Raw genomic sequence first — 21,796 nt, 5'->3', positions numbered from 1 at the left:
GCCTCAGGGGATGCCGAAGCAGTCGTCGATGCAACTGGCGACGACCTCCGCGCAGGTGCGGTCCACCACGCACTGCGAGCACTCCGTGGTGCGGGCCTGCCGGTTCTCCTTCTCGCTCTCCCGCTCCTCTTCCCAGGCGCTGATCTTGTCGGCGCACTTGCCGGTGTCCAGGTCGGCGTCGATGCACTGCTTGCGCATGTCGCAGACGGCGTCGATGTCGTTGGAGCAACCGACGAGAAGAACGGCGAGGCAGGAGGTCAGGGCAATCAGTCGTGACATGGCGCGGGACTATGCATGGAAGCGGTGCCTCCCGGAATGCGCTTCGGGAGGCACTGTGCTTCACCGACAGAGTCAGTGAAGTGAGCACGGAAAAATGGCGGAACGGCCGACTACTTCGTCTTCGTGGTGTCGCCGTGGTTCATGGAGCCGTGGTCCATGGTGCCGCCCTGCATGGCGCCGCCGGATCCACCCACGCCCATGGCGCTGCTCAGCTTGCCGAGCACCTGGTAGGCCATGTCGCGGTGCTTGGGCAATTCCTGGGTGAGGTTGGTGAGCATGGTGGCCATCTCGCCCGTGGCGCCCATGCCCTGCTGCGCGGCCATCACCTTGCCGATGGCCATGTCATGCGCCGACACCTGGCCGGCCATGTAACAGGAGTCGAACGGCGCGCCCTTGAGAACTTCGAGCTTCGCCGTGTCGGCCTTGTTCGCCGCCATCACCTTGCGCTCCATCTCGTCCATGGGCTTCGGCTCCGCGAGCTTCAGCTTCTTGCCCGTGGCGTAGGTCATGAGCTTCTGGTCGGCGTCCGTGTGCATCTTGAGCATGTTGTCCGCGTAGCCCTTCACGTCCGGGTTCTGCGAATTCTTCTGGGCCAGTTGCGCCTGGAGGATCTCCGTCTGGTTTATGTGGTGGATGCGCTCCAGGAAGGCCTTCTCGTCCGAGGGCGCCATGAAGCCCTTGTATTCGAGCATGGTGCCCTTGGCGGCCATGGGCTTCGTCGCGGGCATGGTGCTGGGAGACGTGGCGCTCTGGGCCAGTGAGACGCCGCCGGTGAAGAGGACCGCGGCCAGGGTGATGCCGTGCAGGGTGCGCTTCATGGTGTTGCTCCTTGAGTGGGCCTCGCAACGCGAGGCGGGACGAATCAGTGGATCCGGGACACCCGGGTCGCGCGGCGCACGTTGGAGCAGGGCGCGACAGGGGACCCAGTGGGTGGGAGGACGGACGTGCGCCACCGCACGTTGCGTGAGCGGTCGGGTGCGGCAGTGGACACCCCACCTGTCCCGCGGGCCCGGGGGGAGGCGTTCAGTGCTGCACGGAACGCACGGAGGCCCGCGCCTTCCTCAGGGCGGGCCTTGTTCGAAGACGCTGCATGGGAACGCCATCCCGTTCTCCTCGTGCCCGGAAACGTGGGCATCCCGGAGGGACGGGGCTGGGATGGGCGCGGTGCCCCGCCAGGCTGGCTGCCCGGCGGGGTGGCTACTTCGCGGGCCTTGAAGGCTCCGGCGCGGGCTTCGGCGCGGGCGCGGGCTTCGCGGGCGTGGAGGCCGGCTTCGGCGCATCCGGCGAGCTCGCGGGGACGTTCGTCTCCGACAGCTCACCTTCGGCGCGCAAGAACGCCTGGGCGGCGCGGTCCACGTCGTCGGGCTTGAGGCCGGTGAGGCTGGATGCGGCCACCCGCGTGCGCGTGGCGAGCGCCGTCTCTCCCAGCGCCCCGTGGATGCGGGTGAGGGCCAGGTGGATCTCCGGGTCGAACGGGTCGGAGGCCAGCGCCTCCAGGTACGCCGTCTTCGCCTTCGGGTAGTCCTTGCGGAACAGCAGGATGCGGCCCAGGTGCACGTTGGTGGAGGGCGAGCCCGGGTGCATGCGCAGCGAGCCGCGCAGCACCGACTCCGCTTCGTCCAGCCGGCGCAGCTCCAAGAGCGCGAGCGCGAACTTGTTGGACACCGACTCGTACTTGTCGCCCACCAGCTTGTGCGCCCGCGCGTACTCCTCCGCGGCGGCCTTCACGCGGTTGCGCTCGCGCAAGAGCTCCCCCAGGTGCGCGAACTTGCGCGCGGGCACTTCGGTGACCTCCGCGAAGTCGCCGAAGGAGATTTCACGCCCCTTCTTCTCGCCGTCCTTCTTCTCGCCCTTGGCGTCCTCCTTGAGCACCACGCGGTCGTCGCGCGGCACCAGCTCCTGGGGGAAGGGCTGCTTCTTCACATAGGACAGCCAGGTCTTCTCGAAGAGGGGGAAGGGCATGCCCGTCGCCGCCTCCACCGCCTTCTTGTCGGACTGCCCGGCCTTCAGCTCCTGGAGCACCGTGCGCAGCCCCTGCGTGCCCTTGGTGCCGTGGATGTAGTCGATGGCGTAGAACACCTCCGCGAACGCGGTGGCCGCGTCCTCCGCCGTGGGCAGCATGGCGATGGAGGGGTGCATCTTGTCGAAGGGGATGAGCTTGTCCTCCTTCACGCGCTTGCCCAGCAGGGCCTGCGTGGAGGGCGTCATGGCCAGGCCGCCCTTGCCGCGCCAGCGCGACTCCATGAACTTGGCGATGCCTTCGTGCAGCCAGATGGGCACGGTGTTGTGGCTCATCTGGCTGACCACCAGGTGCACGTACTCGTGCGCCAGCGTGTCCTGCCAGTCGTAGCCCTGCGCCACGGCCTTGGGGCTCGTCACCATCAGCTTGTTGAACTTGCAGATGGCGATGGTGCCGGTGGTGCGGATCTGCTTCTCGGTGAGGGTGCTCACCTTGGACAGCTCGCGCGCGTTGTTCACCACCTCCACGCGCACCTTGCCCGGCGGCGTCCAGCCCAGGTCCTCCGTGAGCGCGCGGTGGATGGCCTCCAGCGTCTCCAGCGCGTAGGGGACCAGCACCTCGTCCTTCCCCTTCGGGTAGAAGAAGATGAAGTGGTCGCTCTCCGCGCGCAGGTGGTCCTTGGTGATGGCGCGCGTGTCCTTGGCCAGCCGCAGGTAGCTGCCCGGCTTGTCCTCGATGTTCGCGCCCTCCAGCAGCGTCACCGCGTCCTCGTACTGGCCTTCCTCGAAGGACACGCGGCCCTGGAAGTACTTCAGGGGCTCCAGTTCGGAGGGGACGCGCTTCTCCACTTCGGCCAGCTCGCGCCGGGCGCCTCCCACGTCCCAGTCGTCCAGCGACTGCTCCACCTTGCCCAGCCGCTGCTTCACCTCTTCCTTGAGGGAGGCGTCGGGCGGCTGCGCGAAAGTTACAGGGACGGCGAGGAGCAGGGCGCAAAGGCCCAGGACTCCCGCGTGCGTGCGGTGGCTCCTCACTTCACCAGCTCCTCGTAGTAGCGCTTCACCTGCTCGCGGTACTTCTCCGGCGCGCCCTGCTTCATCGCGTCCAGCAGGTCCTTGCGGAACTCGCGCGGCGCCTGGAACGCGTCCTCGTCCGGCAGCTCCACCTTGTCCTGCGGGTTGCGGCCGTTGCCTTCCTGGCGGCGTCCGGAGCCCATGGGCATGGGCAGGCCCCTGCCCCCCTTGCGGCCCTGCTGGCTCTGCTGCATCTGCTGCTGGAAGCGCTTGAGGCCCTCCATCGCGGCCTGCTGTTCGCCGTAGCCTCGGCCGGGGTCCTTGCCCTGCATGCGCTGCGACGCCTCGCCCATGCGCTGGCCCACTTCGTCCATCTGCTGGCCGGCCTCTTCTCCGAACAGCGGCGCCGTCTGCTCCATGTCCTCCATCTGCTGACGCAGGCCCTGCGCGCGCTGCTCCAGTTGCTGCTGGCGCTGGCCCAGTTGCTGGAGCTGCTGCTTCTCGCCCTGCGACAACTGCGAGCCCGGGGGCGGGAAGAGCGACTGGAGCTGCTGGCTCACGTCCGACACGTCGCGAGCGTCCTTCTTCAACCGCTCCGCGAGCTGCGCGGACTGCTGCCGCACCTCCGGCGGATTGCCGAACATCTCATCCAACTGGCGCTGCTGTTCGCCCATGCTGGACAGCTGGCGGGCGGCGTCCTCGGCGCGGGCGGCGGCTTCGGCGGCGAGGTCGAAGTCGTCCACCTTGAGCGCGTTCTCCAGGTTGCGCAGCTCCGACTGGGCCTCTTCCAGCGGGCGGGACGCGCGGCTGTTGAGCCGGGCGGGATCCAGCTTCTGGTAGTTCTCCTGGACCTGCTTCACCTTGCGCGCCAGCTCGTCCTTGAGGGCCTGGCCCTTCTCCTTGAGCCGGTCGCGGTTCTGGTTGCGGGCCTGATCGCGCAGGGCGCGCGTCTGTTCGGCGACCTTCTGCTGTTCGTCCATGGTGCCCTGCAGGTCGTCCATGAACTTGCCGAACTTCTCCGCGAGCTCCGGGTACTGCTCCGCGCCGAACTCCTCCTGGGACTTGTCCATGGAGTCGAGCATCTCGTCCATCTGCATGCCCAGCTCCTGGAGCTTCGCCAGGGCCTCGTCCGCCTTGCCCTCCTGCATCAGGCGCTCCACCTCATCCATGGCGCCCTGCATGTCCTCCTGCTGCATCATCTCCGACAGCGCCTCGGCGTTGAGGTGCTCGTCGCGGATGCCCTTGCGCAGCTCGGCCATGCGCTGCATCAGCTCCTGGATGCGCGACTTGAGCTGTTGGATCTGCTGCATCACCTGCTCGCGCGCGCCCTCGTCCGGGTTCGCCTTGTACTGTTCGATGAGGCGCGACAGGTCGCGGCGGTCGTTGGCCAACTGCTTCGTCAGTTCCTGCAAGGCCTCCAGCTTCTGCCGGTCCAGCAATGACTCCAGGTAGAGGATGTCGCGCTCCAGGCCCTCGATTTCGTCGTCCACCACGGCGGTGAGCCGGGTGCCGGTGCCCCAGTCCTCGCCGCGCGCGCGCTGGGTGCGCAGGTACAGGCGGCGGAAGTCGGCGGTGGTGCTCACGCTGCGCTTCAACTCCCCTCCGATGTTCGCCAGCGCGGAGACGATCTCCCTGGGCACGTCCTTCTCGCGCGACAGCTCCGCGCCCTGCATGCGGAAGTCCTCCGCGAGCGCCGTGCCGCTGGCGTCCACGGTGCGCGCGGCCTCCACCGCCTGCGCGTCCTTCTGCTTCGCGCGGTCGGGGCCTTCCAGCCGGTCCGCCAGGTGGTCCACGAGCCGGCCCCACAGCGCTTCGGCCTTCTCCAGGGCGGCGCGGCGGTGTTCGGCGGCGCTGTAGACGCGCAGGGTCTGCGTGCGGCTGACGCCCTTCTTGGGGCCCTCCACCGCGTCGTTGTCCTTCGCCTCCACGTAGTAGGTGATGCGGTCGCCGGGGGCGGGCTTGAGCGGGCCCAGGTCCCAGGTGTACGTGCCCCGACTGCGGCGGCTGTCCTCGCGCGGCAGGTTCACGCGCGTCTCCTGCTTCGCGCCGGGCATGCGGAACACCAGGGACAGGCCGGACAGGCCGTAGTCGTCCTGGGCTTCGTACTTGAGCGTCACCGTCTGGCCGGGGTCGACCTCCACCTCGGCGGCGGGCGTGAGCAGCGTCACCTGGGGCGCCTTGTCCGCCTCCACGGTGAGCGGGATGTCCGGGCCCACCGCGAGCGCCTTGGAGCGCGAGCCGTAGAAGACGAAGTGGTAGTGGCCACCCTGCTTCGCGACGAAGCTGCCGGTGAGCTCACGGCCGCCCGTCACGGTGAGCGGCAGGACCTGGTCGTTGACGACGACCTCCGCGCGCTCGATGGGGCGGTCCGAGCGCGTCTTGAGCGCGACCTCGGTGCCGGAGGGCGTGCTCACCTCGCCGTTGGTGCCCGGCACGGTGCGCGGCGCGAGGCCGGTGTACGCGGGGTAGCGGTACGTCAGCTCGATGTCGCCGGTGATGGGCTCCACCTGCGCGGCGGTCTCCGGACGCGCGGCCTGCGCGCGCAGGTGCTTCCAGCCCGCGGTCCACCGGTCGCCCACGAAGAACATCAGCACCGCGAGCGCCAGCACCGCGCCCCCGGACGCCAGGGCCACGCGGCGCAGCGGCTGGCCGTCCACCACCAGCCGGGGGTCCACCGTGCGAGCGCGGTCGTCCATCTGCTGGAGGAACGCGTCCGCGAGCTGCGGGGACCAGCCGGCCTCCTCACGACGCGCGTGGGACAGCTCCACCGCCGCGAGCACGTCCAGCGACAGCTCCGGCCGGCGCTGGCCCACGAGCCGGGCGGTGAGCAGGTCGTCGCCCACCTGCCGGCGCGCGAGCACGAGGCCGAAGAAGCACGCGACGGCCGCGCCCACCGGCACGGCGAGCCACAGCAGGGCCTGGGCGAGCCCCGGGGCCACCCGGCCGAGCAGGCCCGTGGCGGTGAGGAGCACGAGGGCGGCGACGGTGCCCAGCAGGACGCCTTGAATCCACAGGTGGCGGCGCTGACGGGTGCGAACGCTGGCGAGCAGGTCCGCGACGCCGCGCGAGCGCGCCTCGCGCCGGGCCTGGGGAGGCGGGGCCGGAGGAGGCGGCGGGGGCGGCAGCTCGGGGCCTGGGCTCTGCGGTGTCTCGAGGTTCACGCTGTCTCGTCCGCTCGTCGGTCGCGAGCCAACCCCGGGTGGGGCCGGCTATTTCCCAATTGTGACGCAGTCCCGCCGACTTCGCGCGGGCATCCGCGGAGGGGAGTCGGACGGGACCGACCTCTGTCCGCCGCAGGAAGGAGGGGCGGGGACAGGGTCCGGGAAGCAACGCGGGGCGAGACCCGTGCCCTCCCCGGCCCGCTGGGACGGTGGGAGGGCAGGGGGGCTTCAGCCTTCGGCGGTGGGGTTGCCGTTGGGAATCGGGAGGATTCCGTCCTCGCTCATCGGAATGCCGCCCAACTCCTCGGCGAGCGCGGTGAGGACTTCCTGGGTGAAGACGATGCGGTCGCGGGGCATGCGAGCAAGCACGCGCTGCACCGCGGACTCCACGGTGCCTTCGGAGGGCACGTCCAGCGCGCGACCGGAGTCGGTGAGCGCGAAGAGCGCCTTGCGACCGTCGAGCGGATCCGACTTGCGCTCCAGCAGGCCCCGCTTCTCCAGGCGCTTGAGTACGCCGGTGAGGGTGCTGGGGTGCACGTGGAGAATCTGCGCGAGCGTGCCGGCGGTGATGCCCGGGAAGCGTCCGACCAGTCGGATGACGAGCCGCTGCGGACCCGTGAGGCCCAGCGTGGACTCCATCCGCTTGGAGGTGGACTGGAGGCCGTGATCCACGGCCCAGAGCAGGCGCATGAACTCCAGCACTTCACCGAGTTGTGGCACCCGGGACCTACCGCCGTCCGGACCTTCTGACTCCGGGGCTTGCGCGTCCTTCATGGATGCATCCTCCTTCACCTACGGCCTCCCTGTCTTGGCGACATGGTCGCGTGTCCTAGCGCGTCGGCTTGCCAGTTCCACCAAAATCCGGAAGCACTGCCCGCCGCAAGACGGGGCCGCTCGCCTGGGGGGGGACTGCCGGCGGTGACGCGGGCCGTCCGTCCAGGCTGTCCGGGTGTGTCATCCCGGGCCTTCCTGGAGGGTTCCAAGGGCGCGAAGGGGGGATGGATTCAGAGGGGGAGGGCGCGAAAGGAGGGCCGCCACCGCCTGGCATGCCGGTGCCCGGGAGCGGCGGCCCTCGCGAGCCTGAATCAACCGAGGGTTGTGTTTGTCATGGGTTCGTGGCGAGTCCCTCCCTTCCCGGCGACGGGGGAACGGGGACCTTCTGCCCAGGCCCACTTCACGAGTGGCCCCCCGCGCCCGCCTCCAGCGCCGCCTCGCCCGCGAAGCGCCCACCCTCCATGGCCCGGGGTTCACTTCCCGCGCATGCGTTACTTCCGGCGTGGCATGGCCCGCGCGGGGGCTTTTTTCCTGACCGACCGTGGAGCGGGCTGGGCTGGCTTTGCTCCAGGCAGGACTCCGGAGTTCGCCTCGAAGAACCCGCGGACGAAGGTCATCGCGTTCATCAGCGAGTCCACGGGCCCCATGCCAAAGATCGGTCGGATCCGGGGGCGTGTATGCCCTTCGATCAGCACCGGGCAGTACCAGAGCTGTTGCTCGGGGAAGTGCACCGGACGGCCCACCATGAGTCTTGATGTGCGCTGCTGGCCCGAAGGTGTCGTGTACTCCCAGCAATCCTCCGCGATCGGATCCTCGATCCGTTTCAACTTCGGGCGCCAGTCCTCAGCCTTCTTGAGCATGGAGCGCGACCTCATGGGGCCCTGGGAGGACCAAAATAGGCCCGACAGAAGACGAGGCAGGAGGCCTTGCCCGCGTAGCAGGAGCCGAAGCAGAGGGCCTTGAGCTTCTGCTGTCGCTTCGTTCTTCCTGGGAGCTTCGCGCAGAACGTTTCCATGGCCTGACTTCCCGCCTGACACGCCTGGGTGCATGCGAAGGACTTCCACGGATCCGCCGTGGTCTCGGCCTCCCCGGCTTCTGGGGCTGGGAGCGGCTCCAGGCAGGCTTCCGGGTTCAGCGTGCAAAACGACGCCACATGCCCCTCGGTGGGGGGTGGCAGAACAGGGCCGGAGACCGGTGCTGCCTGGTAGAGGTCACCTCCGCGCCTGCCTGGGCCAACCGCGCACGCGACCATCGTCAGCGCCCCTAGCATCATGGGAACGGCAAGGAGCCTTGGCATGGGAGGACATCGTACTTGCTCTCGTGGACACTGTAGCTCGTGTCGCGAAAGGAGGGCCGCCACCCCCTGGCATGCCGGTGCCCGGGAGCGGCGGCCCTCGCGAGCCTGAATCAACCGAGGGTTGTGTTTGTCATGGGTTCGTGGCGAGTCCCTCCCTTCCCGGCGACGGGGGAACGGGGACCTTCTCCACCTTGAGAGTCGTGGGGCCGCTGAGCGCCAGGTGCGCGCGCAGCTTGAGGAACTTCTTCTTGCCGAAGCCCTTGACCCGCACCAGCTCCTCGACGCGCCCGAAGGGCCGCTTCTTGCGGTGCTCGAGGATGCGCTGCGCCGCCTTCTCTCCCACGCCCGGCAGCAGGTCCAACTCCGCCGCCGAGGCCTCGTTCAGGTTCACCACCCCCACGTATTGCGTGCGGGAACTGGCGGCTTCGGACAGCCCCGGTCCCATCAGCACGCAGCCCAACACCCACGCCCAGGCCCACTTCACGAGTGGCCCTCCACGCCCGCCTCCAGCGCCGACTCGCCCGCGAAGCGCCCCCCGGCCGCCGTGTCGCGCTTCTCCGCCGCCTCGCGCACGTGCAGCTTCCCGTCCAGGGGCAGCACGTCCAACAGCACGTTGAGCGAACCGTCCTTGTTCACGAACGCGCTGCCGGCGCGCACCCAGATGCTCCCGCCCTTGCCCTCGCGGATGGAGAACACCGCCAACCGCTTCCCCGCCGTCAGCATCTTCTTCAACCCTTCCCCTTCACGCCCGCGCCACCACGGCCCGGGCACCTCGCTGGCTTCGACCGCCTGAGGTCGTGTCGGGGCTTGAGCAGTCCGCGTGCCAGGGGCTTCCTCCTCGGGGGGACTCGCGAGGGACCGTGCACGCACGCCCGCGGCGTCCACGCGGAAGGATGGGCGTGGATGCTCCAGGCGCGGTCTTGGCGGGTGAGAGACCTGGTGGGTTGGGACTTCGATCCATCAGGCACGACGGATGCTTACGGGCCGCGAATGCGCTGTCGGCGCAGGGGGCGGGTGTTTTGCTCCCCTTATCCGGACACGGAGCGGTTCTGACGGATGGACGCCACGTGCAGGAACACGGCGAGTGGCGCGAGCAGCGCCGGGAGCCAGATGGCGGGCCACGTCGCGATGGCGGTGAAGGGCTCCCCGGGCCAGTCGAGGTGCAGCGGGCCCGGCGCGGAGGTCGCGACCGTGGCGATCGTGTTCGCGAGGACCGCGAGGCCCAGCACGTTCCAGCGCAGGGCGAACTTCGGCGTCACCCGATTCGTGGCGACGAGCCACGCCACCAGGGGCGCGGTCAGTCCGACGAGGATGTCGAAGTTGCGTCCCTCGAAGGTGATCTGGGTGGGGGCTCGTCCGTCCTGGTGCCACGCGAAGATGATGAACTCGACGCCGATGCGGAAGCTCTGGGCGGCAATGGGCCAATGACGCGGGGTGTTCGCGAGCAGCGTCTTGGCGAAAGGCGTTTGACCCAGGACCAGGAGCGCCAGGATGGCGCTCGGCGGAAGCAGCGGCCACCGTGGCGGGAGCGCGCTCCAGTCCGACAGCACCCCCGTGGATGCGAGCAGGGCCGTCGCTCCAAGCCAGAGCATGAGCCCGGAGATGACCGCCAACCCCAGTCGCATGGCGGACGAGGCTTCGCGCCCGCTGCGTCGCGCGCCGCGCGCGACACCCACGCCCATCAGCGTGACCATGCCCAGGGTCAGCCCGACCATCGCCGCGTCCGCTGCGAGTCTCATGGGCGAACCATCTCCAGGTCGATCCATGGCGTCAACGTGGTGGAGGTGGTGGCTGGCGAGATACGACCGGGCCTGCGCGTGTGAGGTCGGCGTCCTCACCGGTCACGATGAGGGGGGAAGGCCCGCGCGCGGAAGTCCCGAGGCTTCTCGGGTCGAGGCGCGCGGTGGGCGTGGTGGGCCGGAGGCGGACCCTTGTCGCTGACGCCGAAGCGGGTCAGTACTGTTCGGTGGGCACGGGCTTGTTCACCCGGCCGAACTTCGCGATGCGGAACGACAGCTCCAGCAGGAAGTAGTTGCGCTTGAAGCGCTCCGGTTCGATGCCCGCGTTGACGTTCTGCTCGACGACGATGTCCGCGCCCAGGATGTGGTTGTAGGACGCGGCGAGGCGGACGCCGCCGAAGTCGATGCCCGCCTGGGGCGCGACGCCGAAGAACCTGCCGCCCGACTGGCCGACCCCCGCGCCGCCATTGCCCGCGGCCACGGACTGGTTGGCCAGCGTGTACACCCCGGCGCCCAGGCCCAGAAACGGGCGGACGCCACTGTCGCGGAAGAGGTACTCACCCTTGAGGAGGCTGGCCACGGCCACGGCCGTGGAGACCGTCGCGCTGCCATTTCCGGCGCTGCCGCTGCCGGAGATTCCCACTTCGAGCCGGACACCCGCGGCGAGCTTGTCGGTGATGTTCCATTTGGGCTCGAGGATGAGGCCGCCGCCATAGGTCGTGGGACCCGTTCCCATCAGGCCCGCGAGCCCCATGTGGATGACCACGACGGGCTGCTGGCGCAGCTTGAGGGTGGGCTCTTCCGCACGCTCTTCACCAAAGGGCGCATACCCTTCCTGTGACCCCGATGCGGGCACCGCGGCTTCCGAGGCCAGGACAGGCGCCCTCGGTTCGGAGGCCGCCGCGACAGTGGGCGCGGGGCTGGGGGCCGTGGAGACGGCCGGTGCCGCAGGGGTGGCAGCGGCCCGGGCCAGGCGCTTCTCCTCGAGGGCGCTCGCCGCCTTGAAGATGTCCTGGCCCATGGACGTCGCGCCCTTGTCACTCAGTCTGGGATTGGCGAAATCGTAGGCGAGCTGGGTGTGGAGCGTGGGGTCCTGCCGCGACTGGAGCAGGTAGACGAGCCGGAACTTCGGCCCCTTGTGCGACAGCTTTCCGACGACGAGGACGTCCGCGCTGTCCTCCGTGGTCGCCACCGTGGCCTTGTCCGGAGCGAGCGGGGCGGCCTTGCCGAGCCCGAAGGTGGTGCGCGCCTGGAGCCGGTCGGGGGTCAGCTGGGGGGCGTCTGTCACACTGCTCTCGCAGAGGGACACCTGGACACTGACGGGGGCGGCGAAGACGCAGAACGGCAACAGGGCCGCGGCCAGGGCGATGCTGGCGCGCGTCCCGCGGTGCATTGGGGGCATGCGTGGGTCTCTGGGGATGTTGGGAACGGCCTCCGGACGCGCGGTGTATTGAAATATTCAATTCTGGATGCGAGCGGCGCGGCGGTAGGGCGCACGGGGCGCGCCTTGACGGCCCCCAGGTGACCTCCTAGAACGGCCGGGCCCTTGGGTGCCCATGTCGGGCTTTCAAGAGGGAAGCCGGTGCGAGTCCGGCGCGGTCCCGCCACTGTGTACGGGTCGCCCTGAGGTCCAGGGCTGGAAGCCTCGGGTGTCACCACTTTCGCGTCACCGGACGCGAAGGGAAGGTGGAGGGTTCCTTCCAGAAGGGCGCAACGTGCGCCCAGGTCTGGAGTCCGTCAGCCAGGAGACCTGCCCAGGGGTGCGGCCGTGTCCTCACCGGACACTCCGCGAGGCCTTCTCTCTTCGATGGAGGGAGCGGAAGGCGGAGCATGCTGCGCTCGCTTCTCGTCCGGACCTCATTGGGTCTGGTGCTCAGCTTCCAGGGACTTGCCCACGCCGGGCAGGAACCTCCTGCGTCCGAGCCCGCCCCCGAGGACCCGGCGCTTCCTGAGTTCGTCCTCCCCACCGTGGATGTCATCGGGAAGGTGATTCCCGATGCGCCGCCGGACTCCGTGCAGCGGCGGGACCCCACAGGCGCCATCACCGTCATCGATGCGCGCGAACGCGCGGGCGAAGCGCGTGACACCGCGGAGCTGCTGGGCGGATCCGCGAGCCTCGTCGTGCAGGACTCCGGCGGGTATGGGCAGAGCAAGAGCCTCGTGGTGCGCGGCGCGTCCGCCAACGGCGTGCTCGTGTTCCTGGATGGCATCCCGCTCAACGGCGCGGGCGGCATCGCGGACCTGTCGCTCGTCCCCGTCGCGCTGGTGGAGCGGCTGGAGATCCTTCGCGGCGCGGCGGGGGCCCGCTACGGCGCGGGCGGCCTGGGCGGCGCGGTCAACATCGTCACCCGTGCTCCGTCCTCGCGCCTGCTCTCCAGCGGCGAGGTCACCTACGGCAGCTTCGACACGGTGATGGGCCACGTCGCCGCGTCGGGCGGGTTGCTCGGCGGACAGGCGTTGGTGCTGCTGCACGGGGGGCGGTCGCAGGGCGACTTCAGCTTCCGCATCGATGAGCTGCCCGCGCTGGATGACAACCCCCTCACGGAGGAGGTGCGCACCCGCAACGATGCTCGTGGCGGTGGCGCGCTCGTGAAGTACCAGCGCGGTCTGGACAGCGGTGGGCGCGTGGACCTGCTCGCGGAGCTGTCGCTGGAGGACCGGGCGCTCGCGGGCACGGTGCAGAACCCGCAGTTGTCCCGCCGTCAGGACCAGACCCGGGTGTCGCTGGGCGGTCGCTGGGGCCGACCTTTCGGAGACACGGGCGAGGCCAGTGCTCGCGGCTTCCTCCGGCGCGATTGGATGGAGGTCCTCGGCGGTTCGACGGGCGTGGATGCTGGCGCCCAGCGCTACACCGTGGGCGGCGTGGAGGTGGAGGGCCGCGCGGTGGTGGGCAGCCGCAACGCGCTCGCCATCACGCTCGCCGCTTCATCGGAGGCCGTCACGCAGGCGACGGGCGCACAGGCCGCGTCGTGGTGGCGCGCGAGCGTCATGGCCATGGATGAGCTGTCCCTGTTCTCCGAACGCGTGAAGGTGGTGCCGTCGCTGCGCGTGGAGCGCGTGGGCCAGTACTCGCTGCTGTCACCGAAGCTGGGCGCGAGCGTGGACCTGGGCCGAGGCTTCGGCGTGCGCGCCAACGCGGGCCAGTCCCACCGCGCGCCGTCGTTCCTGGAGCTGTACATCCGTCAGGGGCTGCTGCTGCCCAACCCGGACCTCAAGCCCGAGCGTGCCCTGTCCGTCGATGCCGCGGGCCTGTGGCACGACGACGCATGGAGCGTCACCGCGGGCGGCTTCGCGGCGGTGTACGAGAACCTCATCGCCTACGAGATGTATCCGCCGATGCTCGCGAAGCCCTACAACTTCGCCGCCGCGCGGGTGTGGGGCGCGGAGGTGGAGGTCGAAGCCCGTCCGCGCGCGTGGCTCACCGCCACCACCAGCTACGCGTGGACCCGCACGCAGAACCGTTACGGCGACCCTCGCTACTTCGGCAAGGAGCTGCCCTACCGTCCGCGCCACAAGTGGGTGGGGCGCGTGCGCGCTGGGCCGGACTGGCTCAACGCTCGCACCGAGGTCCTTGTCCAATCCGCGCAGCTCATCAACCGCGTGGGTGAAATGCGCCTGTCGCTGCCGTCGCGCACGTGGGTGAGCGTGGGCGCGTCCAGCACCTTCCTGCGACGGCCGGACCTCACCGTGTCGTTCGATCTCAAGAACCTGCTGGACGCACGGACCGCCGACTACACCGGCATGCCGCTGCCCGGCCGCGCCGCCTACGTGACCTTCTCCGTGGCGCTCGAACCCCTGCGCACCGCTTCCTCCGAGGACTCCCATGTCGCGTCCCCTCCCTGATGCGCGCTCACGGTGGCTCACGCTGCTGGTGTCCGCCCTGGTCGCTTCGGTCCTCACCGGCTGTCCGGAGGAGAAGCTCCTCTGCACGTCCGGACTCGACGTCTGCGGCTCCGAGTGCGCGGACCTGCAAGGTGACCCCTTCAACTGCGGCGGCTGTGGCGTCCGGTGCGGGGAGGGGGAGACGTGTCAGTCGGGCGCGTGTGAATGCCTCACCGGCGCACCGGCCTGCGGCGAGGCGTGCGTCAACCTCGCGACCGATGCGCGCAACTGCGGCGCCTGCGGCAACGCGTGCCCTGTTGAGCAGGTGTGCAACGCCGGGACCTGCGCGGAGGCCTGCTCCCCAGGCGCTGAACGCTGCAATGGCGGTTGCTCCGTCCTCGCGAGCGACCCGCTGAACTGCGGCGCGTGCGGCGTGGCGTGTCCGGACGTGCAGTCCTGCCACGAGGGCCGGTGCATGTATGACGTGGTGGCGGCCTGCTACACCAATGGGCAGCTCGTCGGCATCCAGGCGGGCACGGACCGGATGGGGCCCCGGCGGCAGTTCGGTTCGGCCGTGCAGTCGCTGGCGGTGTGGGACGGAGTGGTGCTGGCGGCGGACGCGGCGCGCTCGGTGTTGTCGCAGGCGCTGGCGGGCGCGCTGGGGACCGTGGTGGAGGAGGACTCGCTGGGCGCGGTGGCTTCGTCGCCCAATGACATCCTCGTGGACCCTCCATATGTGTATGTCCTCGACTCCGTGAACAACACGCTCCAGGTGCTCAAGCGGGAAGGGCCCGCGCAGGGCGGTGGACTGGGCTTGCGCACGGTGGGGCAGGTGAACCTGGGCGCGAACACCAGCCCGCAGGTCATCGCGAAGCGCGGCGACACGTTCTACATCCCGCTGTTCGGCAACGCCGGCTCCGACTTCCAGCAGGGCAACGCCGTGGCGCGCGTCAACGTGAGCGACCCGGAGCGTCCCAGGCTCGTGGACTCCATTCCGCTCACCGGCCTGGACCTCAAGTCCTTCGACGGCGGGACGACGATGGCGCTTCCGTACGCGGCGGTGTCCACGGACGCGGGCGTCTATGTCGCGCTCACCAACCTGAACCCCGGGAACGACTACCTGCCCAACGGCCCCGGCATGCTCGCGCGCATCGACCCGGCGGATGGCGGTGTGCATGCCATCGACCTGGGGGGCCAGGACTGTCTCAACGCGGGCGACGTGCAGGCGGTGGGTGACTCCCTGGTGGTGAGCTGCCTGGGCGAGGCGCAGTTCGACACCTCGAACGGCTACCGCGCGAAGGCCGTGCGTGCCACGGGGCTGGTGCTGGTGAAGGACGACCGGCCGGTGGCGTCGTACGCGCTGTCTCCGGGGTGCACCGGAGGCCCGGAGCAGGGCTGCAACCTCGCGGTGGGCGGACGGCTCACGGTGGTGGGCAATGCCGTGTACGTCACGGACGTGAACGCGGGCCGCGTGTTCGTGGTGGAGGTGCGCGACGGGAAGCTCGTGGAGCGGCGTGGCAACTCCACGCCGGACGCGAAGGGCGCGGCGCTGGATGCGTGTCCGGTGGATCCCCGCCGCGTGGTGTCCAATGCCATCGACATCGTCGCGGTGCCGTGAGGCGTTGCCCGCGCTTGTGTTGACAAGCCTGTCCTTCCGCCATACGTCACCGCGCGTCGTCGGTACTCCGCCTCACGCAGAGGCGGAGTTTAAAGGGAACCCGGTGTGATTCCGGGACTGCCCCGCAGCGGTAAGCAGGAACGAACACCGTCACCGCAAGCACTGGCCCCTCAAGGGGGTTGGGAAGCGACGGTCAGTAGATGGGCGGATCCGATGAGGACCCTCCCGCGCCTGCGAGTCCGAAGACCTGCCACGACCCATGCCTCCGGGCATGGCCACACCGGAGCCTCCGAGGGGAGGTAACGGGGGTCTTCCGCTCGCGCGGCGTGTCGTGGCTGACGTGTCCTCCCGTTCGCGGTCCGCCCTCCGTTCGCCCTCCCTTGGAAATCACCTCGCCCGTGGGGGCGATGCAAGGGAGCAGTCGCGGATGAAGACAGAGCGGATGATTTCGGGACGGGGACTCGCGCTGGTGCTGACGACCTTCGCGCTGGCGTTGACTGGCACGGGGTGCGCGGTCGAGTGCGTCGATGACTTCGACTGCCGCGACGAGGGCGCGCCTCCCGAGGGACAGCGCTACGCGTGCGTCGAAGAGCGCTGTGAACTGAAGCCCATCACGGTGCCTGACGCGGGCACGGAGACGGACGCGGGCACCAGCACCGATGCGGGCACCAGCACCGATGCCGGCACGGCGGTGGATGCGGGCACCGACGCGGGCACGGCGACGGACGCGGGCACGGCGGTGGATGCGGGAACCGACGCGGGCACGGAGGCGGACGCCGGCACCAGCACCGACGCGGGCACGCAGACGGATGCGGGCACCGACGCGGGCCCCTCTGATCCGTGCTTGAGCGCCACGTATGATCCGAAGCTGGGCACGCTCCAGCTCTCGGCGGACTTCGTGGCTGGTGAGTCGGCCGCACTGCCGGCCACCGCGGGTCCGGTGGGTGTCACCCCGGGCCCCACGTATTCGCTCTTCACGGTCGTGTCGGGCGGCTCCTCTGGGCCGCACACGCTCTACTCGCTGGGTACGTGGCCCCAGGTGTCGCTGGGTGCGGCGCCGCTCTACGACGTGGCTGCTCCCGGCGACCGCGCCCCCTCCGCTGTGCTCTTCCTCAACGGCTTCGTGGAGTCGGATGGCCAGTACGTGCTCACCGGCTACACGAAGTCCGGGACGGGCTTCCCGGGGACGCTGGCGGTCTACGACAGCGTCGCGCCGTCGGTCTTCTCCTCCTACGTCTCCGCGCCGAGCAACTTCACCGCGGGCGTCGTGCCGGGCGCTTTCCTCATCAACGGCGGCGGGCTCGACACGGTGTCGGCGGGGCTGGCCATCTACGCGCTGCGCACGGACACCACCCCGTTCACGTCGTTGAAGGTCGGCACGCTTCCTTCCGTGACGGGCGGCAGTGGCTTCACCGCCGTCTCCACCAACGGCGTCGCGATGCTCGGCTACTTCTCCGACGACACCTTCACCAACGTGGGCCACGCGGTGGCTCCGGCGAAGATCGAAGCGGCCCTCCGGACGGGCACGCCGTTCGTCGTGGCGGATGAGCCCGCGCTCGACGTGGGCTCCAACTTCGTCGCCGCCGCGGGCCAGGGCGAGGGCGTGGCGGTGCTTCGCGGTGACTATGTTCCGCCCAACTACAACTTCGCCGGCACCGACGTGTCCCGCTTCGCCTTCACCGTGACGAACGAGGGTGGCGCCGTCACCGTCGGCTCGCGTCAGCCGGTCCTCACCTACGTGAACCAGTGCACGCGCGTGACGGGGATGACCGCCATCGGCGCAGACCTGCTCGTCAGCCTGGACGACAAGAACGGGCCGCGTCTGGTCCGCATCGGGCAGGTGCAGTGATGACGCGCTCCCTGCTTTCGAAGTCGTTCACCCTGGGCTTCGCCGCGCTCCTGTCCGTGGCGTGCGGTGGAGAGGACACGCACGAACTCGACCAGCAGCAGGCGCTGGTGGGCGATCCCTTCGCCGACCGCATCGTCTCCTTCGCGCCCGGCGCCGCCGCAGGGTTCGGACAGAGCCAGTTGCCGAACATCGTGCTGGGCGCCCCGCAGGGCGCGGGCGCGGGGTCGGGTTCGCTGGACGTGCTGTCGCTGGGAAACAGCGGCGTCATCGTCCTGGAGTTCACCGACATCGCGGTGATGGACGGGCCGGGCGTGGACCTGCTCGTCTTCGAGAACGCGTTCCTGCGGCCCAGTGGCAGGCCGTTCGCGGAGACGGGCGTCGTGGCCGTCAGCGACGACGGCGTCACCTGGTTCGAGTTCCCGTGCGCGTCCGGTAACGCGGCGGGCAACTTCCCCGGCTGCGCGGGCGTCACGCCCGTGTACTCCAGCCCCGGCAACGGCATCTCCCCCACCGACCCGGCCGTGGCGGGCGGGGATGGCTTCGACCTGGCCGCCGTGGGCCTCACCCGCGCGCGCTTCGTGCGCATCCGGGACTCCGGCGCCAACGGATACGCGGGCACCAGCGGCGGCTTCGACCTGGATGCCGTCGCGGTGGTGAACGGCGTGCAACTGCCGTAGCGCACGGTTCGCGCGCGCCCCGGGCCGTCCTCCAGCGGACGGTCCGGGGAGCCTCGCGGCATCGTAAGCGCTGCCGCGCTCCGCCGAGGCTACCGGCGAGGAGGACCCGGGATTACATGCCTGGGCGTCCTCCCCCGGAGTCCGCTTCCATGAACCGTCGTCCTGCTTCGCTCCTCGTGTCGGTGGGCGTCCTTGTCGGTGTGTCCGCTGTCTGCCTCCTCTCCACCGTCGCGGAGGCCCGGACGACGCGCGCACGCACGCCACCGAAGGCCGCCGCGCCCGTGCCGCCCGCCGCGCCTGCTCCGCCTCCGGCGTACGAGTACACCTTCGTTACCCGACAGGGCCCGGAGGAGGACCTCGTCGAACTCCAGCGCCTGGGCGAGGAGGGCTGGCAGGTAGTGTCCACTGTCGTCGTGGACGGCAGCACGCGGCGCTACGTGTTGATGCGTGGCAAGCAGCCCGAGCCCGCGCCGCATTGACATTGCCCGTGGGGCGCCATAGTCCCGCCCCGTCATCGATGCCTTCCCACCATGGGGTGTGAGGGCTTCCAGGGAACCCGGTGTGACTCCGGGACTGCCCCGCAGCGGTGAGCAGGAATGGCGCTCGGAAGTATCCCAAGCCTCGTTCCCGCGAGTCCGAAGACCTGGCGAAGACCCGGTGTCCCTTTCCACGGAGGGCACGGAAGACAGACCGGAACCTCCGCGGGGAGCTGACGGCGTAGGCAGGTCCTCTCGGCGCGTGCGCTGGAGGGTCGGATGCCTCGCGCCCGTGCCGCCTCCCGTCAGGATTTCTTCCGCCTCCGGGCGGAGGTCAGGGAACGAGGACGCGATGCGGACCGACACGAAGCGGATGGGAACGAAGGGCCAGCGCGCGGCGCTGATGGGCGCGCTGCTGATGGTGGCGCTGGGCGGCACGGGCTGCGGTTCGGAGTGCGCGGATGCCTTCGACTGCAGCGACAAGGGCACGCCCCCCGAAGGCCAGATCTGGGCCTGCGTGGAGGAGAAGTGCTCGCAGGTCAACATCTCCCCTATCGGTGAAGACGCGGGCACGGATGCCGGCACGGGCACCGACGCGGGCACCGGGACGGATGCCGGCACGGGCACCGACGCCGGCACGCAGACCGACGGCGGCACGGGCACGGACGGTGGCACCGGCGGGCTGTGCGACACGGTGCCTCGCGATGAGAAGCTGGGCACGCTCAAGCTCCAGCCGGGCTTCGTTGTCGCGGAGTCCGCGCCCCTGTCCACGGAGGTGGTCGCGGTGGTGTCCACGCCGGGTCCCACCTATTCGCTCTTCGCGCTGCGCACGACGACCACGGCCCGCGACTTCTTCGCGCTGGGCACCTGGCCGGAAGTGAAGCTGGGGGAGGCGGCGCTCGACACCGTGCTCGCGCCCGCGGACCGCGCCGTCGGCACCACCACCTACGCGTCGTACTTCCTGGCGTATGACGGCACGCGGCTGCTCGCGGGCTACACGAAGGCCGGTGGCGCGGGCAGCGTCGCGGTGCTCGACCCGACCGCGCGCGACGCGGTGACCTACGTCAACGCGCCGTCCAACTACACCGCCGCGGCCACCACCGACACGTTCTTCATCAACGGCGGCGGTCTGGACACGGTGTCCGAAGGCCTGGGCGTCTACGCGCTGGTGACGTCCGCGAAGCCCTTCTCCGCCGTGAAGGCCGTGAGCTTCCCGGCGCAGGTGGGCGCCAGCGGCCTCTCCGCCATCGCGGACAATGGCATCGCGGTGTTCGGCTATTCGGTGCCGGAGACCTACGTGAACGTGGCCTACGCCGTGTCGGCCTCGAAGCTGACGACGGCGGTGTCCACGCGTACGCCGCTGGTGCTCACGGGCGAGCCGCAGGTCGACGTGGGCAGCGACTTCAACAACGCCACGGGCTTCGGCGCTGGCGTGGCGGTGGCGCGCGGCGCCTACGACGCGAACTTCACCTTCGTCGTCACCGACGTGTCGCGCTTCCAGCTCACGCCGCCCCTGGTCGGTGGACAGCCCCTGAGCGTGGGCTCCCGCGAGTCGGTCCTCACCGTCGCGGACTCGTGCACCTCCGTGGACCTGCTGTCGTCGCTGGGCTCCGACCTGCTCGTCGGCGTGACGGACGCCAACGGCCGCCGCATCGTGCGCATCCGGCAGGGACAGTGAGCATGCGCCCGCTGCTCGCGCTCAGCGCGCTGCTCGCCCTGTGCGCGTGCGCGGGCGATGAACCCCTGCCGCTGCCCCAGTACGACATCGTGGATGGTGGCAGCCGCACGGATGCCGGCACCGATGCGGGAGATTCCGATGCCGGGATGCAGGTCGATGCCGGCGTCGACGCGGGCGTGCGTCCGGTGGATCCGTTCGCGGACCGGGTGACGGATTACAAGCCCGGTGACTTTGCCGGCTTCGGGCAGGACCGCTTCCCGGACGTCGTGTTCGGGCCGCCGGTGGGTGCGGGGCAGTCCGCGGGTTCTCTCGACGTGCTGTCGCTGGGGCAGGGTGGCTCCATCACATTGGAGTTCACCGACCTGCTCGCGGTGGATGGTCCGGGCGTGGACCTGCTCGTCTTCGAGAACGCGTTCCAGAAGTACGGCGGCGACATCTTCGCGGAGACGGCCCGCGTGTCCGTCAGCGACGACGGCACCGCCTGGCACGACTTCCCCTGCGACCCTTCCGACAAGGACGGGGGCTATCCGGGCTGCGCCGGCACGCATCCGGTGCTCTCCGCTCCGGACAACGGCATCTCCCCGCTCGACCCGGCCGTGGCGGGCGGGGATGGCTTCGACCTGGCGGACGTGGGCCTCACCCGCGCGCGCTTCGTGCGCCTCACCGACACCGGGCTCAACAGCTACGGAGGCACCTCCGGGGGCTTCGACCTGGATGCGCTCGCCGTGGTGAACGGGCAGCTTGTCGACGGCGGCGCTCCGTGAGCGCGGATCCGTCCCACCGGGCGCCAGAGTCCCTGGCGCCGGGTGGGGTGGACCGTCGCGAGGCCCCAGCGCTGATGGAGTCGGGTGGGGTGCACCGCCGCGAAGCCCTGTGCACGCTGCTGCGCGGCACCTGTGCCCTGGCCGCGCTGGGCTGCGGCGGGGACTGGCGCGACGCGGTGGTGTTGCCCGGCCCGCAGCCGGTCCCCGACGCGGGCCCGTCCCCGGCGCTCTGCGAGGACGCCGGACCTCCCGGCACATCCGGAGAGGGCTGGGTGGAGGTGCCCCTCTCCGAACACCCGGCCCTGCGCGAGCCGGGCGGTCATGACCGCGTCCGCGTCCCCTCCGCGCTCCTGGACGTGGTGGTGGTGCACGCGGCGGACGGCTGCTACCGGGCGGTCTGGCGCACCTGCACCCACGGTGACTGCGAGGTGGCCTGGGACGGCGCCCTGGGCGTGGTGGAGTGCCCCTGCCATGGCTCCCGCTTCGGCCTGGACGGTCAGGTCCTCCGGGGCCCTGCCTCCCGGCCGCTCGCCGCGTACCGCACCCTGCGCGTGGGTGATTCGCTCTTCCTCCTCCGGCCCCGGTGAGACAACTCCCCAGGTGAAGTCGGACCCCGGGTCTGGCCGACTCGGGGGCTCGGGAGGGGATGACGCGACGCGGGAGGCGCCCGGCCGCCCGGCCTGTCACAGGAA

The 21,796-nt window shown here is 70.2% G+C and carries 18 protein-coding genes and 3 riboswitches; of the genes, 8 read left to right on the top strand and 10 right to left on the bottom strand.

Annotated features, from left to right (window positions below; translation table 11 throughout):
- Positions 1–3: 3 nt before the first annotated feature.
- The 10 genes from OV208_RS01640 to OV208_RS01595 all read right to left on the bottom strand — a co-directional run bounded on the left by OV208_RS01640 (position 4) and on the right by OV208_RS01595 (position 11,622).
- On the bottom strand, positions 4–279 hold the full coding sequence (locus tag OV208_RS01640) for a hypothetical protein (protein ID WP_267572010.1): 276 nt from the start codon (positions 277–279) through the stop codon (positions 4–6).
- A gap of 110 nt (positions 280–389) precedes the next feature.
- Positions 390–1,097, bottom strand: coding sequence for a DUF4142 domain-containing protein (locus OV208_RS01635; protein WP_267572009.1), 708 nt, complete (start codon positions 1,095–1,097; stop codon positions 390–392).
- 379 nt (positions 1,098–1,476) lie between these two features.
- The gene (locus tag OV208_RS01630) at positions 1,477–3,270 is read right to left on the bottom strand and encodes a peptidase MA family metallohydrolase (protein WP_420714946.1); all 1,794 of its coding nucleotides are present in this window, start codon (positions 3,268–3,270) and stop codon (positions 1,477–1,479) included.
- A complete protein-coding gene (locus OV208_RS01625) occupies positions 3,267–6,410 on the bottom strand; it encodes a DUF4175 family protein (protein WP_267572008.1) in 3,144 nt (1,047 codons plus the stop codon). The genes OV208_RS01630 and OV208_RS01625 overlap by 4 nt, the downstream gene beginning before the upstream one ends.
- A 228-nt stretch (positions 6,411–6,638) precedes the next feature.
- Positions 6,639–7,184, bottom strand: a complete 546-nt coding sequence (locus OV208_RS01620) for a MarR family winged helix-turn-helix transcriptional regulator (protein ID WP_267572007.1) — start codon at positions 7,182–7,184, stop codon at positions 6,639–6,641.
- Between the two features lie 491 nt (positions 7,185–7,675).
- The gene (locus OV208_RS01615; protein ID WP_267572006.1) at positions 7,676–8,044 is read right to left on the bottom strand and encodes a hypothetical protein; all 369 of its coding nucleotides are present in this window, start codon (positions 8,042–8,044) and stop codon (positions 7,676–7,678) included.
- A gap of 567 nt (positions 8,045–8,611) precedes the next feature.
- A complete protein-coding gene (locus OV208_RS01610) occupies positions 8,612–8,926 on the bottom strand; it encodes a ComEA family DNA-binding protein (protein WP_244238659.1) in 315 nt (104 codons plus the stop codon).
- Between the two features lie 35 nt (positions 8,927–8,961).
- Positions 8,962–9,204, bottom strand: coding sequence for a hypothetical protein (locus OV208_RS01605; protein WP_267572794.1), 243 nt, complete (start codon positions 9,202–9,204; stop codon positions 8,962–8,964).
- A 305-nt stretch (positions 9,205–9,509) separates the two neighbouring features.
- Positions 9,510–10,220: a hypothetical protein gene (locus OV208_RS01600; protein WP_267572005.1), complete on the bottom strand. Its 711-nt coding sequence runs from the start codon at positions 10,218–10,220 to the stop codon at positions 9,510–9,512.
- Between the two features lie 214 nt (positions 10,221–10,434).
- Positions 10,435–11,622 carry a hypothetical protein gene (locus OV208_RS01595; protein ID WP_267572004.1) on the bottom strand — a complete coding sequence of 396 codons (1,188 nt, stop codon included), beginning with the start codon at positions 11,620–11,622 and terminating at the stop codon, positions 10,435–10,437.
- A 129-nt stretch (positions 11,623–11,751) separates the two neighbouring features.
- A riboswitch (cobalamin riboswitch) is annotated at positions 11,752–11,993 on the top strand.
- A gap of 57 nt (positions 11,994–12,050) precedes the next feature.
- On the opposite strand from OV208_RS01595, the gene OV208_RS01590 reads away from it, so the two are divergent.
- From OV208_RS01590 to OV208_RS01555, 8 genes are all read left to right on the top strand, one after another.
- Entirely contained in the window at positions 12,051–14,063 is a 2,013-nt protein-coding gene (locus OV208_RS01590) for a TonB-dependent receptor plug domain-containing protein (protein WP_267572003.1), read from the top strand.
- The gene (locus OV208_RS01585) at positions 14,044–15,660 is read left to right on the top strand and encodes an MXAN_6577-like cysteine-rich protein (RefSeq protein ID WP_267572002.1); all 1,617 of its coding nucleotides are present in this window, start codon (positions 14,044–14,046) and stop codon (positions 15,658–15,660) included. The genes OV208_RS01590 and OV208_RS01585 overlap by 20 nt, the downstream gene beginning before the upstream one ends.
- A 43-nt stretch (positions 15,661–15,703) precedes the next feature.
- A riboswitch (cobalamin riboswitch) is annotated at positions 15,704–15,930 on the top strand.
- A gap of 157 nt (positions 15,931–16,087) precedes the next feature.
- The gene (locus OV208_RS01580) at positions 16,088–17,509 is read left to right on the top strand and encodes a hypothetical protein (RefSeq protein ID WP_267572001.1); all 1,422 of its coding nucleotides are present in this window, start codon (positions 16,088–16,090) and stop codon (positions 17,507–17,509) included.
- On the top strand, positions 17,509–18,186 hold the full coding sequence (locus OV208_RS01575) for a cell surface protein (RefSeq protein ID WP_267572000.1): 678 nt from the start codon (positions 17,509–17,511) through the stop codon (positions 18,184–18,186). Before OV208_RS01580 ends, OV208_RS01575 begins: the two co-directional genes overlap by 1 nt.
- Before the next feature lie 149 nt (positions 18,187–18,335).
- On the top strand, positions 18,336–18,665 hold the full coding sequence (locus OV208_RS01570) for a hypothetical protein (RefSeq protein WP_267571999.1): 330 nt from the start codon (positions 18,336–18,338) through the stop codon (positions 18,663–18,665).
- A 19-nt stretch (positions 18,666–18,684) separates the two neighbouring features.
- A riboswitch (cobalamin riboswitch) is annotated at positions 18,685–18,852 on the top strand.
- Positions 18,853–19,014: 162 nt separating this feature from the next.
- Positions 19,015–20,340 carry a hypothetical protein gene (locus OV208_RS01565; RefSeq protein WP_267571998.1) on the top strand — a complete coding sequence of 442 codons (1,326 nt, stop codon included), beginning with the start codon at positions 19,015–19,017 and terminating at the stop codon, positions 20,338–20,340.
- Between the two features lie 2 nt (positions 20,341–20,342).
- The gene (locus tag OV208_RS01560; protein WP_267571997.1) at positions 20,343–21,104 is read left to right on the top strand and encodes a cell surface protein; all 762 of its coding nucleotides are present in this window, start codon (positions 20,343–20,345) and stop codon (positions 21,102–21,104) included.
- A gap of 74 nt (positions 21,105–21,178) precedes the next feature.
- Positions 21,179–21,691 carry a ubiquinol-cytochrome c reductase iron-sulfur subunit gene (locus tag OV208_RS01555; RefSeq protein ID WP_267572793.1) on the top strand — a complete coding sequence of 171 codons (513 nt, stop codon included), beginning with the start codon at positions 21,179–21,181 and terminating at the stop codon, positions 21,689–21,691.
- Positions 21,692–21,796: the final 105 nt, after the last annotated feature.

Origin of the sequence: Corallococcus sp. bb12-1, from assembly GCF_026626765.1 — a bacterium.
Classification (GTDB): Bacteria; Myxococcota; Myxococcia; order Myxococcales; family Myxococcaceae; genus Corallococcus; species Corallococcus terminator.
Note: the sequence above shows the minus strand (reverse complement) of the source record. Positions and strands in the feature narration are given on the sequence as shown.